The organism is Butyrivibrio sp. Su6, from assembly GCF_900108105.1.
Lineage (GTDB): Bacteria > Bacillota > Clostridia > Lachnospirales > Lachnospiraceae > Butyrivibrio.
Window position 1 is genome coordinate 534,837 of the sequence record NZ_FNUR01000001.1, and the last position, 13,920, is coordinate 548,756.

A 13,920-nucleotide genomic window follows, 5' to 3' on the forward strand; every position below is an offset into this window, starting at 1 on the left:
TATTAAGTAACCTCCAATAATTGCAAAACTCATATATCTATATTAGCCGTAAAAATGCAATTATTCCACTATTTATATGTCCTTATAATTGCAATTACTGAACCTGACAGTCAGAGGGGCACTCTCACCACCATAAGCATACATACCAACAAGTGCTCCGGTAAAGCGTTTTCCTTTATTATAGCCTTCATCGCACAGGTAATATACATCAGGAAGTGTTGCAAATACCGCACTCTCAAAAACTGCTTCTTTTATCTGCGTATCAGTAGCAATGACCTCATAGCTTAGTGTTCTTTTCAGGTAATCAGTATTCATTATAAACCTGATCATCTTAGTTGAGCTTTCAACCGGCTCATCTGATACAATCCATCTGTCCTCTTCTCCAATATGTTCCTGAGAAAAGACAAATACCTTACCGTCCTTTTTCATAAGTCCGAACAACACAAAAGTATTCTCATCATAGTAGCCCGAAATACCTGCATGTTGGCCCTCAGAAAGTTCCGGAATCTCCATGTCTGCAGAATATTCAAACGAAAAAGATGTCTGCCTTTTAAGCACCAGATTTCTACTGTCGACACTCGAAATGGGAGCCTTACTACCCTTTATTATGAAAGAAGGCTCGTTCTCATCATTTCCTTCGATATACTTCACATCACCATTTCTAAATGGTCGAGGCGTCATATAATCCAAAGGAAGTCCACATGACGATATTTTTTCGATAGTACTTACTTCATCCAATTCAAGAAGTGTACTGCATTTTTCTTTATCTATTTCACTATGTATATCAGTAGAACCCATAATCCCTGAAAAATCAGGAAAAGGCTTGATCTGCATGGTTGATGGTCCCTTAAGATTGTTAACAATCGGCCATCCATCTGCTGTCCACATAACAGGATCAATAGCAGTTTCTCTTCCAAGAATGCTGTAGCCATCTCCTATTTTTCGTCCGCACAGGTAGACCATGTACCATCTGCCATCAGGGGTCTCAACCATATCACCATGTCCACAGCGCTGAATAAGAGCATCAGGATCTTTTTGCCTCATGATAGGGTTATATGGGCATGGTTCGTAAACTCCAAAGAGTTCTCTACTCCTTGAAACAGTCACCATATGTCCCGGCCCTGTTCCACCTTCTGCTTCAAGGAGATAATAATATCCGTCTTTTTTATATAAATGTGGTCCCTCAGGAGCTCTTTTATTATCTCCGTAGAAAAGAAGCTGTGGCTCGGATATTTTCTTTGTGCCATCCTTACTAAGCTCAAATATACGGGCGCCCCTGTTAAGAAGCATGTATCTTTTACCATCATCGTCATTAAAGATACTTGGATCAATTCCATCCTCATCAATGAACACCGGCTCACTGTATGGTCCTTCCGGCCTTTCTGAAGATACAACCATCTGCCTGCGGTAAACCGGTCCTACATCATTAAGTCTATAAGTCGCTGTTATATAGAACCTGCCTTCGTAGAAAGAAATATCAGGTGCCCAATAGCCCCTTCCACCCTCAAGCTCGTCAAGATAAGCCCAGTCAGGGTTTGTAATAGCATGGCCTATTATCTCCCAATGTATCAGGTCTTTTGAATGTGAGATTGGGATACATGGGAAAAAGATAAATGATGAATTGACCATGTAGTAATCGTCACCGACTCTGCAAATTGATGGGTCCGGAAAAAAACCTGCTCTTATTGGATTCCTGTAAAAATCATCATATGAATGAGAATATCTGTTTTCTAAATAGAGCTCTATTTCCCTATGTTCTGGGTTACAGTTGACATTATCAAGGGTATATTCGCTATTTAAGCCATTTTTAACTATTGTATGAACTATATCCCAAGGCGTTATAAGATCAATATCACCTTGTAAAGGATCAAGGCCACACCTTTCAACCAGATACTTAAATATCTCAATATTACCAGACATAGCCGCAAAGTGAAGTGCTGTCCTATGTCCTTTGGCAAACTCATTAAGACTTGACCTTGAATATTCCACAATCCACTTAACAAGGCCGAAATCACCTTTTTTTGCCGCATCATATATAGTCAGCTTTCCTGCATCCATATAATCTGTTATCCCCCTATACCAAAATATTCAAAATCGTAATATCCAATTTTTTCATCATATCTATCACTTTGCCATTTGAAAGCTTAACCTTAGGACGTGACAAATATTTTTCATTATTTTCTATAACAACGCCCTGCTGACCATTAGACAAAAGTACAGTACAACCAATTGGATAAGGTGCTATATAAAGAAGAAAGGTATTAACTACTTTTATATCAAACATTATACCGGCATTAGCCATAAGATACTCGATTGCATCTGCCGGGTTCATTGCATTCTTATATGCACGTTTTGTTGTAAGAGCATCGTATACATCTGCAACATGAATAATTCTTGCAAATTCATGAATATCTGTCCCTGCAATTCCTCTCGGATATCCTGTTCCGTCCCAATTTTCATGGTGTGAATAAACAGCATTTTTTATTACTGCTGAAATCTCATCTCCAGTTTTTTCTTTTTCACGAAGACGAGAAAGCCCATACCAGGGATGCTTCATCATTTCTTCATATTCTTCTTTGGAAAGCTTTGCTGGTTTATTCAGTATTTCCAACGGAATATCGCATTTCCCTATATCATGCAGAAGGGCACTTTGCGAAAGCTTTTCAAGCTCAGAATTAGACAGTCCCATGCCTATCCCTATAATTACCGAAAGAATATCAACATTTACACTATGAACATAAGTATAATTGTCATGACTACAAATAGCTTTTTGCTCAATAATAAGAGAATCAGCATTTCGAATTTCATTAACTATGCTGTTAGCAAGAAAAATGCATGCATCAATATCCAATTTTTTTAGATGTTTGATAGCCTTAAGTCTTGTTTCATCGGATACTATCTGCCTGGCCTTCTCAACATCACCATCCTCAAATATATAAACTCCTTCATATTCTAGCTTGTCAATTCTATCTATATAGAATTGATTTAAGGGAGTATTAGCTTTTAAAAGAGTAATCTCATTATTGTCATACAAATTATTAGCCAGAAGCATTCCGGGTTTAAGATCTTTGGTACTTACAAATCTCATCGCCCTACCTCCCCGCAAATAAAGTTAGTACAGTCATGGGAAACTATACCATTAACAATAAAGCTCCGTGAGGAAGTAATTATCTCATATAAATCATCATCTTTTGTCTTCTCAATGTTGACTATAGCTATATTGCCAACACCTCTGCTTCTAACCGGCAGATTTTCAACTGCAAATTTATTCACTGGCTTAAAAATGTTATAAAACCTTATAAGTTCAGTGACGCCTCCCATAATTGCAGCTTTCATATACTCACTGTTATAGGAATATTCAAAGTCAAACAATTCCAATCCATTTTTTACAATATTAAGGAACTCTTTTTTGGAACTTCCAACATTCTTGGTAATAGGATTGATGCTTCCGTCTGAGTCATAAGAGCCTGCAACAAATCCCCTCAGGAATTCAGGCTCATCCTTATATTTGGAATACTTCTCAGAGAATCTTATCATATCCTTATAGGATACACGCAGTTTTTTCGTAACGAAATATTCGTTAGTATCACTATCATGCGCAAAATAATCTTCTAAAGCCACATCTATGCCGAAGTACAAAAGGAAATTGTATACTCGATTAAGTACCTCTCCATTTCTCAAAGCAAAATCAGCATATTCTCCACTATGAAAAGCTATAAGATTTCTTCCGTATATTTCTGCACTTATGATATAACCAGCCATATAAAGCCTGGACTCTTCATATACACCGGTTAGTCGTTTAGAAAAGCCAACCATTTTCATATCATTTTTTATATAAAAAGCATTCTCGTGTATAGAGCCATTATCATAAGAAAAATGCCACCCCGCCCTCGTAAGCCACTGATGACACGGGCTACATATAATATTTCTGTTGTCACTTAATGTAATTTTGACGGCGCTGCTCTTTCTTTTATAAACACCAAGTATCTTTGCCTTTATATATCTTAGTTCTTCTCCATCATAGCTAATAGCATAGATTTCATCGCTATTATTTAGATCGCGCACTTTCTTTAATGTGTTGTTATACATTAACACATCCATATTTCCGTCTACACAATCAAAATTCCTGTTCATAGTAGTATTCCTTCATAAAAAATGAAATCAAAAATAATTGCAAGATTATTTTATCATTTATTACCGCTATCACAGCAAAAACTCATACAGATTACAGAATCTCCATATTTGCAGAAATAAAATCAGCATATCCTGGGAGAGAATTCTCTATATTATTAGAAATAGCAAAAATACCAATCTTTGCACCAACCCACGTATGATCTGACGGAGTATAGTTGGCTCCAAGGTCAAGTCCCTGTTTCTCATTATCTGATGCACCAAAATTAAGTTTTATTTTGAGACTAGGATTTTCATCTCCCAGAGGATTATGAACATTTTGAAAATACATATCTTCTGATTTCAAACTACTATCCGAGTGGGAAAATGTCATGGTCCATGTAATGTCTTTTAACGCATCTGAAGCGGCAAGTTCATTATTATAACAGATTTTTGAAAAATCGAAATCTTTATCTGCAACTTCTTTTTTATCAGAATCTGTTCCCTCTGAATGAATTGTTTTTATGACATACTTCTCATCAGATACTCTCTCAACATATGCGGCCATATACTGGCCACCGGTCATGCATACACCTGCCCTGTCACCAATTTTTAGACCGGAAGCATCCATCCTGATCTTCATTTCAAACATTGGATAGATCAGTTTTTGTGTAAGAACATTGGCACTTTTCCAGATAACAGGCTCATTTTCAGAACTTGTGTTAAGCGCATATAATCTTATACCATTCTTTTTATCAGGTATCTGGCCGTAAAAAGAATCATAATGATTGCCAAGCCATTGCCATGCTAAATTATATTTTCCATTCTCAAAATCATCAGATGCAAAAAGCCCTGTATCCTCTATATTAAAATCATTTGAAACATTCGGCTTAGTATATTCATAAACCGGTTCACCGCATCCATTTTCATCCGGATTAGTACCAATGATCGGCCAGCCATCTTTCCATGTAACAGGCTGAAGATGACATATTCTCCCATAAAGGCCTCTGTCCTGGAAATGAATGAACCATTCATCGCCATTTACTGTATCAACAAGAGCACCCTGATGAGGTCCATTGATAACAGTATTTCCGGTATGCATTACTTCTTTTATCTCATAAGGCCCATAAATATTCTTGCTTCTAAGAGCGACCTGATATCCATCTGTTACGCCACCTGCCGGAGCCCAGATATGATAATATCCATCCCTCTTATAAACCTTAGGTCCTTCAATAGTTACAGCAGGGTGATCAGGATCATTTCCGTTAAAAATAAAGTGATCTTCAGTAAGTGCCCTTGTTCCATCGGAGCTCATTTCGAATATTCCAAGAATACTCTTAAACCCAATCCTGCTCTTAGCATAGCCATGTATAATGTAAGCTTTACCGTCTTCATCCCAAAATGGACAACAATCAATAAGGCCTTTTCCTTCCAAAAGACATATAGGTTCATCCCACTTTCCAAGAGGATCTTTAGTTTTTACAACATAATATCCCTCATCCGGCATTCCATAGAAAATGTAAAATACTCCTTCATGGTATCTTATAGAAGGAGCCCATACTCCCTCTGAATGCCTTGGAATATCAAATCTCTTTTCCTTAATATTGTTTAGAGCGTAATTTACAAGCTTCCAGTTAACAAGATCCTTTGAAATCAGTATAGGAAGCCCAGGTGTATAGTTAAAGCTTGATGCAGTAAGGTAATATGTATCCCCCACCCTGATCACATCAGGGTCACTGTAATCAGCAAAGATTATCGGATTTCTAAATTTTGAGCCTAAATCTGAATAAGACATTTTCTCCTCCACAAGTCGTTTCAACCATTTGTTTCAATATCCAAGTATTTGGCAAGTGCCTGACTATCAATAACAAGTGACCTATATGGTTCTTCAAGTTCTGAAAGTCCCTTCGCTATCATTCCTGCATAAAGAAGTGCTCCCTCATATTTGAGATGTGAATTATCTATTTTCCCTTCAGGTGCCCAATCAGCTTCACCTGCAGCAAGGTTCATATAGTATTTTTTGGAAGCTTCATCTCCTGTCTTTTCAAGGAAATTGCGGCTCATTGTAAAAAGATCAATTACAGGAACATTAAACTTCTCTCCTGCCTCTTTCATCCCCTTCACATACTCTGTATGCTCAGATGGCTTTAAATTGCCATTCTCATCAAAAAGTCTTCTCTCAACTGATGTGATAAATACAGGAAAAGCCCCTTTATTTCTCGCCACATTCACGAACTTTCCGAGATTTACAATAAAATCATCGTGTGGCTTTGTATATCTCGTTGGATCATTTATCTTTTCATCATTGTGACCAAACTGTATAAAAAGAAAATCGCCTTTTGTTATTTCATCATAAATAACAGCAAGTCTGCTCTCATCTATAAAGCTCTTTGTGCTTCTGCCATTTACAGCATGATTATATATCACAACATCTTCCTTGGTATATCTGTCAAAGGCCTGCGCAATGCCGGTCTGAGGATATGTATTGAACTTATTACAGGCTACAGTTGAATCCCCTGCCCAAAATATGTGTCTCATACCTCGCTCTCCTTTATATTATATTTATTTAATATAATGTCGCTTTTGACATTATTGTACCGATTAACTAAAAAGAGGATATGCATAAAGCATATCCTCTATTCTAAATGTCGAAAGAAAATAATTACTCTTTTACAGCTCCAACATTAACGCCCTGTACAAAGTACTTCTGAAGGAATGGATAAGCTGCCATGAAAGGAAGGATAGCACATACGATAGCTGCATAATAAAGAGTATTCTGTGAAACTTTATATGCTGTCGTAGGCGTATCACCATCCATGATCATTACACGAAGCTTATACTGGAAGTTAACCTGATCAGGATTTGTAATGTAAATCTGTACTGTGCTGTAATCGTTCCATACTGTAACTGCATACATAAGACCGATTGAAGCAAGAGCTGCCTTTGAAAGAGGAAGTACTATCTTGAAGAAAATTCCCATAGGACTGCAACCATCAATTTTAGCAGCTTCAAAGAGAGATCCGGGAATTCCTTCAAAGAAGTTCTTCATCAATACAAGGTTGTAAACGTTCATACCATGCTTGATAACAAGGATCCACATTGTATCAACAAGATGGAGCTGTTTCATAACGAGGTATTCAGGAATCATACCACCAGAGAAGATCATTGTGAAAAGAAGGAAGAAAGACATTGCATTTCTACCTGGCATCTCTGTCTGTGTGAGTACGTATCCTCCAAGTGTTGAAAGTACAAGACCAAGAAATGTTCCTAATACAGTTGTAATAACTGAATTAAGGAATGGTCTGTACAATCTAACTGTTGTAAAAATTGTAAGATATCCATTTACTGTAAAATCTTCAGGCCATAACTTGAACTGGTAAACACCTACAGCATTAAAGGAATCAACAACTACTTTCCAAATTGGAATAAGAACAATAAGTGCAATCAAAATAAATACTACATAATTGACAACATCAAATACATGTACTTTATTTTTTCTTGCCTTAACTTGCATAGCCTGTGCTTTTACCTGTGCCATAATGTTACCTCCTTAAATAATACCGCGGCCACGAATTTTCTTACTAGCCCAGTTACATATAAGAACAAGGAAGCAACCAACAATTGATTTGAACAAACCAACAGCTGTTGTATATCCATAGTCAGGAATGGCTGTAAGGAAAGTCTGGCGGTATACATATGTTGAAATAACATCAGATACGTCAAACACACGGTTGTTATATAATACAAATACTGATTCGAAAAGGTTAAGAACCTTTGCAAGGTTAAGAATCAATACAATTATTACCGTATTCATAAGTGCTGGTACTGTTACATACCAAATTTTCTGAATTCTTGAAGCACCATCAATATCAGCTGCTTCATAAAGTTCAGGATTGATACCGGAAAGTGTTGCAAGGAAAATAACTGTTCCCCAACCTGTCTCTTTCCATATGTTGATCAAATAGAAAATAGGTCTCCACATTGACTGAACATGCAGGAAGTCAATACTCTGACTTAAAATTCCCCATGACTTTAATGTCTCATTAACAAAACCTGTAGATGATTTTGATAAGAACAACTGGAATATAGCTGCAACTACAGCCCATGACATAAAGTGTGGCAAATAGATTATTGTCTGAAGAGACTTCTTTGCAAAAATGTTATGCATTTCATTAAGAAATACAGAAACCAAAACCGAAGTAAAGGTTGTGATCAGAAGTTTCGTAATAGAAATCTCCAAAGTATTAGTAAATGCTGTCCAGAATTCTTTTTTTCCAAACATTGTGTAGAAATTCTTGAGCCCAACAAACTCAATATTTCTAAGCTTATAAGTATAAAATGCGTAGCGGACACCCAGCATTGGCCAGTAATAAATAATGATTACAAATACTAAAACCGGCAAAAACATCAAGTAGTAACCAAAGTTATTTTTGATGCGTGTACTAAGAGGCTTTTTATTAATTGGAGCTCCTGTAGATGTCGTAGCAACCGTCTGCTTCTTACTCATAGCATCCTCTTCCTTTCAAATTGGCGTAATTCACGATTTGTTACATGATAATTATATCAATTATCGTGAATTTTTTCAAAAAAATCCCATCCCCAAGAAGATTTTTATCCCCCTAAGGGATGGGAAAAGTTGACTTCCGTCTAAGATATTATATGCAATTACTGTGCATTAAGTTCTTCAACGATCTGAGCAGAAACATCGCCCCACTTCTCAAGGTACTCAGCGATAGCATCTTCTGCTGTCTTCTCACCAGTTACAACCTGGTTCATAAGAGTTGTCTTATCTGTTACAAGCTCTTCATTAACTTCTGTAAGTGTCTCACAAGAAGCTGCCTGAGGAGCGTCTACACAGTTCTCTGTAAAGAACTTGTTACCAGCTGTTACAAGCTCATCTGAATCAACGAATCCGTTTGTAAGAGGAGCGATAACAAGAACTGGATCAAGGTGGTTCTTCTTCCATACAGCGTTAGGATCGTTAGGTGACTGCTTAAGGTGGAACTGACCCTCTTCATATGAATAATCCTTCTTCTTGTCAGGATCATCAGCGTTAGTTGTGAACTCTTCAGCGTGTGTTGACCAGTGAACATCCTCAGCACCATATGTCCAAAGTGTCTGAACTGTATCACCATCAAGCATTGTCTCAAGAAGTGCATCGAAGATAGCCTGCTCACGAGCGTTGCTGCCATCCTGATCATCTGTGATTACCCAAACAGGAGCTTCTCTGTTGATGTATCCGCCCCATGTATCCTTGATCTCCTGGATAGGAGCAAGCTGTACAAGTCTGTCATCACCAAGTTCATCATCTACGCCCTGCTTAGACATATTGTCTGTAAGAGTTCTAAGCCATGTGCCAGCCCAGTATGTGAATACACCTTCTGAAGTTGACTGCTCAGCTGAGAACCACTTCTCACGAGCCTGCTTTGTTCCAGCTTCTTCTGTATCTGGATCGATTACGCCATCAGCATAACCTTTTGCAAGTCTTGTAAGAGCATCGATTGTAGCCTGCTCTGCAAAACCATCAACCCAAACTCCATCCTTCTCATAGAATGAAGGATAAGCGCCCTGCCAGAACTCTGGCATATAGTTGATGTATGGAGCCTCATCAAGCTTACCATAACCAGCAGCGATAACACCGTATGTTCCGTTAGAGCCATCACCATCTGGATCATTGTTTGTGAATGCAAGAAGCATGTTGTAGTAGTCATCAAAAGTCTTAATATCTTCAGCCTTCATTCCTACTGCATCAAGCCATGATTTCTTTACATATGTAACGCATCCGTTTCCATATGTAGGAGCAAATCCGTAAAGATGTCCTTCTTCATCCTTCATGTTCTCGTTAACTAAAGGAAGTGTTACACGTGACTGGAACTCTGCATTTGCATACGCATCTGCCATATCCCAAAGAAGACCAGTCTGTGAATACTGTCTGAACATTGTAGCGCTCATGATAAGTGCATCTGGGTAATCAGCATCACCAGGTGCTCCTGTTGTAAGAAGACGTGATACTGTTCCAGCATAATCTGAGTGATCAAGCTGGTTGATGTTAAGTGTGATTGGATGGCCAAGTTTCTCAGAAACTGCCTTCTCCCACTGCTCCTTGAAAGCCTGCTGTCCGTTTTCAACTGTTGCAGTAAGTGTTCCATCTACAACGATGTTAAGAGTCTCAAGTGTGTACTCTCCATCTGCTGCAGCTGTGTCTGCCTGAGTTGTAGCATCTGCAGACTGTGATGCTGTTGTGTCACCAGACTCTGTAGTTGTCTCAGCGCCTGTGCTGCCACATGCTGCAAGAGAAGCTACCATTGCTGTTGACAGAAGTAATGATAATACTTTCTTTTTCATCTAAATGTTTCCTCCCATATAGATTGTGTGTTTACTAAATGTAAGCGTTTTCACTTACCATATATGTACTTTATCATGTAGCGGAAACCTTTTCAAGCATGAAAAATGCTGAAATTGCTTTGCTACTGTGCACTTTTTCCTGAGAAACCCTTTATTACTGGTTTTGCGTAAGTGCTTACATATAAACTTTTCACAAATAAATAGTGTTAAAAATATGTTTTTCACAAAGCGTTTGGCAAAATTGCACAAAGAATACGTATAACGATTTACTGGCCTGTATACAATCTGTTACTTCTAATTAAAGAGTAACGCCCCTCTTCCAAATTGCCATGTCATGGAAACCTGCTTCTTCACTCTTAAGCTTCTCTCCTGACGCTGTCCTTAATATCTTTTCAAAGAGCTCATCTGTAAGCTCTTCAAAGCTGCGACCTTCAAGGATCTGTCCTGCTCTGAAATCGATCCAGTTATTCTTTTTCTCTGCAATAGTGTTGTTGCTGGCTATCTTCATAGTAGGAACAGGACATGCAAATGGTGTTCCTCTTCCGGTGGTGAAAAGAACTATCTGAGCGCCTGATGATGCAAGTGCAGTTGCTGCGCAAAGGTCATTACCCGGAGCGCAAAGAAGATTAAGTCCTGTAACGTCAGTTCTTTCTCCATACTTAAGAACGTTCATAACAGGGAAATCACCGGACTTCTGGGTACATCCAAGAGACTTATCTTCCAGAGTTGTGATTCCACCTGCCTTGTTTCCAGGAGATGGGTTTTCATAAATAGGCTCGCCCTGCTTTGTAAAGTAGTCCTTAAAGCCATTTATCATATTTACTGTGTCATTAAACTTTTCTTCTGAAACACATCTGTTCATAAGAATAGTCTCTGCGCCAAACATCTCAGGTACCTCTGTAAGAATTGAAGTACCACCGCATTCTATGATTCTGTCAGAAATTCTTCCAACAAGCGGATTGGCTGTAATGCCTGAGAATCCATCGCTTCCGCCGCACTTTAAACCAATGATGAGTTTTGAAGCATCAACCTCTTCCCTCTCATCTTTACAGGCTTCTTCTATAATTTCCTTAAGAAGTGCAAGACCATCAGCCATCTCATCCTCAGAATTCTGACAAACAAGAAACTTAACTCTCTTATCATCAACTTCACCAATATATGGTTTTAGTACATCAATATTGCTGTTCTCGCATCCAAGGCCAAGGACAAGCACACCGCCGGCATTTGGATGATTGATAAGATCTGAAAGAATTGTTCTTGTATGTTCCTGGTCATCTCCTGTCTGTGAGCAGCCATAGTTATGTGTGAATGCAACAACTTCATCAACGCTGCCCTTCACATAAGCGTTAGCCTTCTCAGCAAGCTTGGTCGCAATATTGTTTACACATCCAACAGTCGGTATGATCCAAACCTCATTTCTGATACCAACTTTACCGTTTGCTCTGACAAAGCCTTTAAATGAAGCCTTCTTTGAACCAACCATAGATTTTCTTTTTTCAAGATAATCCTTATCTGGCTCATATTTATATTCAAGTATTCCCTCAAGATTTGTCTTTACATCATGTGTATGAACCCACATTCCCTTTGTAATATCTTCTGTGGAATGTCCTATTGCGTATCCATACTTAATAATATTTTCTCCATTCCTGATATCTTTAATTGCAACCTTATGTCCTGCCGGAATATCCTGTGCAATTACTATGCTCTCATTATCTGAAAGTTTCAGTGTCTGCCCCTTAGCCATAGGTTCAAGACAAACAACTACATTATCCTGTGGATGAATTTTTAAAAAGTTACTCATAACCCTACCCTTTCCCTGCATTCATGCAGATGTAAGCTCTTTCATTTCTGCTTACATAAATCATATCTGTAATAAACAATTTGGTCAACTGCTTTTTGGCTTTTTTAACTATAAATGAAATGTAAATTTATGCCTTTTTATCTATTGTATTTAAAAATGCCCTCTAGTATAATAATTTTTGATTGTGTAAATGCTTACATATTTTTTACAAAAAAATTATTATTTATATAAGGAGGGTTATGAAATGAAGAAATTTATGGATGAAGATTTCTTATTACAGTCAGAACCAGCTAAAAAGCTTTATCATGATTATGCTGAAAACATGCCTATACTCGACTACCACTGTCACATAAGTCCAAAGGAGATCGCTGAAGATCGTCACTTCGAGACTATCACACAGGTTTGGCTTGGAGGAGATCACTACAAATGGCGTCTCATGCGTGCATTTGGCGTAGATGAAAAATATATGACAGGCGATGCTTCTGATAAGGATAAGTTCCTTATGTTTGCAAAATGCCTTGGCAAAGCCGTAGGCAACCCACTCTATCACTGGGCACACCTCGAGCTCAAAAAGTATTTCGGATATGACGGAGTTCTTAACGAAAAAACAGCTGAGGAAGTATATGATATTTGCAACAAAGTACTTCAGTCTCCAGATATGAGTGTTAGAAAGCTCATTAAAATGTCTAACGTTACTTTGATCTGCACAACAGATGACCCTATCGATACACTCGAGTGGCACGACAAGATCAAAGAAGACTCTACTTTCGATGTTAAGGTTCTTCCAGCATGGAGACCTGACAAGGCTAAAAATATCACTAAGCCTGAATTCACAGATTACATTGCTAAGCTTTCAGAAGTAAGCGGTGTTAAGGTTGATTCTTTCAAATCCCTTAAGGATGCTCTCAGAGTAAGACTTGATTACTTTGCTTCAAAGGGATGTAACGTAACAGACCACGCTCTTGAATATGTTATGTACAGACCTGCTTCAGATGAAGAAATCGAGGAGATCTTTGCAAAGAGACTTCGCGGTGAAGAGATTTCATATGAAGAAGATCTTAAGTTCGAAACAGCGTTCATGCTCTTTGAAGGCGAAGAAATCGCAAAGAGAGATTGGGTAATGCAGCTTCACTTCGGTTGCAAACGTGATAATAACACTCCTATGTATGAAAAGCTTGGTCCTGATACAGGTTTTGATACTATCGGTGCATATTATCCAATGGGCGAGCTTGCTGATTTCCTCAATGCTCTTCATGTAAAGAACTCTCTTCCAAAGACTATTCTTTACAGCCTTAATCCAAGCGATAACAAGATTATCAACACTACTCTCAATGCATTCAACGAGGGACCTGTTGTTGCCAAGATACAGCAGGGAAGCGCTTGGTGGTTCAACGATACAAAGCTTGGTATGGAACAGCAGCTAGAATCAGTTGCAGAATCCGGCAACCTTTCCGGTTTTGTTGGAATGCTTACAGATTCAAGAAGCTTTACATCTTACACAAGACATGATTACTTCCGCAGAATCCTTTGCAATTACCTTGGAAGTCTTGTTGAGAATGGCGAGTATCCTGAATCAGATCTTGATATTCTCGGAGAGATTGCTGCAGATATCTCCTACAATAATGCTGTAAGATACTTCAAATTTCCTTTAGAAACGAGATAAT

At 38.2% G+C, this 13,920-nt stretch carries 10 protein-coding genes; 1 reads left to right on the forward strand and 9 read right to left on the reverse strand.

The window, feature by feature from the left end:
• Positions 1-72: 72 nt before the first annotated feature.
• The 9 genes from C4S54_RS02135 to C4S54_RS02175 all read right to left on the reverse strand — a co-directional run bounded on the left by C4S54_RS02135 (position 73) and on the right by C4S54_RS02175 (position 12,256).
• The gene (locus C4S54_RS02135) at positions 73-2,058 is read right to left on the reverse strand and encodes a family 43 glycosylhydrolase (protein WP_103868044.1); all 1,986 of its coding nucleotides are present in this window, start codon (positions 2,056-2,058) and stop codon (positions 73-75) included.
• 16 nt (positions 2,059-2,074) lie between these two features.
• The gene (locus C4S54_RS02140) at positions 2,075-3,088 is read right to left on the reverse strand and encodes an HD-GYP domain-containing protein (protein ID WP_103868045.1); all 1,014 of its coding nucleotides are present in this window, start codon (positions 3,086-3,088) and stop codon (positions 2,075-2,077) included.
• Positions 3,085-4,134 carry a Hint domain-containing protein gene (locus tag C4S54_RS02145; RefSeq protein WP_103868046.1) on the reverse strand — a complete coding sequence of 350 codons (1,050 nt, stop codon included), beginning with the start codon at positions 4,132-4,134 and terminating at the stop codon, positions 3,085-3,087. The genes C4S54_RS02140 and C4S54_RS02145 overlap by 4 nt, the downstream gene beginning before the upstream one ends.
• A gap of 91 nt (positions 4,135-4,225) precedes the next feature.
• Complete coding sequence (locus C4S54_RS02150) at positions 4,226-5,905, reverse strand: glycoside hydrolase family 43 protein (protein WP_103868047.1); 1,680 nt, start codon at positions 5,903-5,905, stop codon at positions 4,226-4,228.
• Between the two features lie 20 nt (positions 5,906-5,925).
• Positions 5,926-6,648 (reverse strand): rhamnogalacturonan acetylesterase, encoded by a 723-nt coding sequence (locus tag C4S54_RS02155; protein WP_103868048.1) that lies wholly within the window; start codon positions 6,646-6,648, stop codon positions 5,926-5,928.
• 124 nt (positions 6,649-6,772) lie between these two features.
• On the reverse strand, positions 6,773-7,648 hold the full coding sequence (locus tag C4S54_RS02160; protein WP_103868049.1) for a carbohydrate ABC transporter permease: 876 nt from the start codon (positions 7,646-7,648) through the stop codon (positions 6,773-6,775).
• A 12-nt stretch (positions 7,649-7,660) separates the two neighbouring features.
• Positions 7,661-8,617: an ABC transporter permease gene (locus C4S54_RS02165; protein WP_103868050.1), complete on the reverse strand. Its 957-nt coding sequence runs from the start codon at positions 8,615-8,617 to the stop codon at positions 7,661-7,663.
• A 158-nt stretch (positions 8,618-8,775) separates the two neighbouring features.
• Positions 8,776-10,455, reverse strand: a complete 1,680-nt coding sequence (locus C4S54_RS02170; protein WP_103868051.1) for a hypothetical protein — start codon at positions 10,453-10,455, stop codon at positions 8,776-8,778.
• Positions 10,456-10,753: 298 nt separating this feature from the next.
• Positions 10,754-12,256, reverse strand: coding sequence for a UxaA family hydrolase (locus C4S54_RS02175; protein WP_103868107.1), 1,503 nt, complete (start codon positions 12,254-12,256; stop codon positions 10,754-10,756).
• 244 nt (positions 12,257-12,500) lie between these two features.
• Between C4S54_RS02175 and uxaC the strand changes: the two genes are divergently transcribed.
• Positions 12,501-13,919 (forward strand): glucuronate isomerase, encoded by a 1,419-nt coding sequence (gene uxaC, locus C4S54_RS02180; RefSeq protein WP_103868052.1) that lies wholly within the window; start codon positions 12,501-12,503, stop codon positions 13,917-13,919.
• The last annotated feature ends 1 nt before the right edge of the window (position 13,920 follow it).

Coding starts and splice junctions, on each gene's coding strand:
- C4S54_RS02165 (WP_103868050.1), bottom strand. CDS start 8,617: ATGAGTAAGAAGCAGACGGTTGCTACGACATCTACAGGAGCTCCAATT.
- C4S54_RS02155 (WP_103868048.1), bottom strand. CDS start 6,648: ATGAGACACATATTTTGGGCAGGGGATTCAACTGTAGCCTGTAATAAG.
- C4S54_RS02150 (WP_103868047.1), bottom strand. CDS start 5,905: ATGTCTTATTCAGATTTAGGCTCAAAATTTAGAAATCCGATAATCTTT.
- C4S54_RS02170 (WP_103868051.1), bottom strand. CDS start 10,455: ATGAAAAAGAAAGTATTATCATTACTTCTGTCAACAGCAATGGTAGCT.
- C4S54_RS02140 (WP_103868045.1), bottom strand. CDS start 3,088: ATGAGATTTGTAAGTACCAAAGATCTTAAACCCGGAATGCTTCTGGCT.
- uxaC (WP_103868052.1), top strand. CDS start 12,501: ATGAAGAAATTTATGGATGAAGATTTCTTATTACAGTCAGAACCAGCT.
- C4S54_RS02175 (WP_103868107.1), bottom strand. CDS start 12,256: ATGAGTAACTTTTTAAAAATTCATCCACAGGATAATGTAGTTGTTTGT.
- C4S54_RS02145 (WP_103868046.1), bottom strand. CDS start 4,134: ATGAACAGGAATTTTGATTGTGTAGACGGAAATATGGATGTGTTAATG.
- C4S54_RS02135 (WP_103868044.1), bottom strand. CDS start 2,058: ATGGATGCAGGAAAGCTGACTATATATGATGCGGCAAAAAAAGGTGAT.
- C4S54_RS02160 (WP_103868049.1), bottom strand. CDS start 7,648: ATGGCACAGGTAAAAGCACAGGCTATGCAAGTTAAGGCAAGAAAAAAT.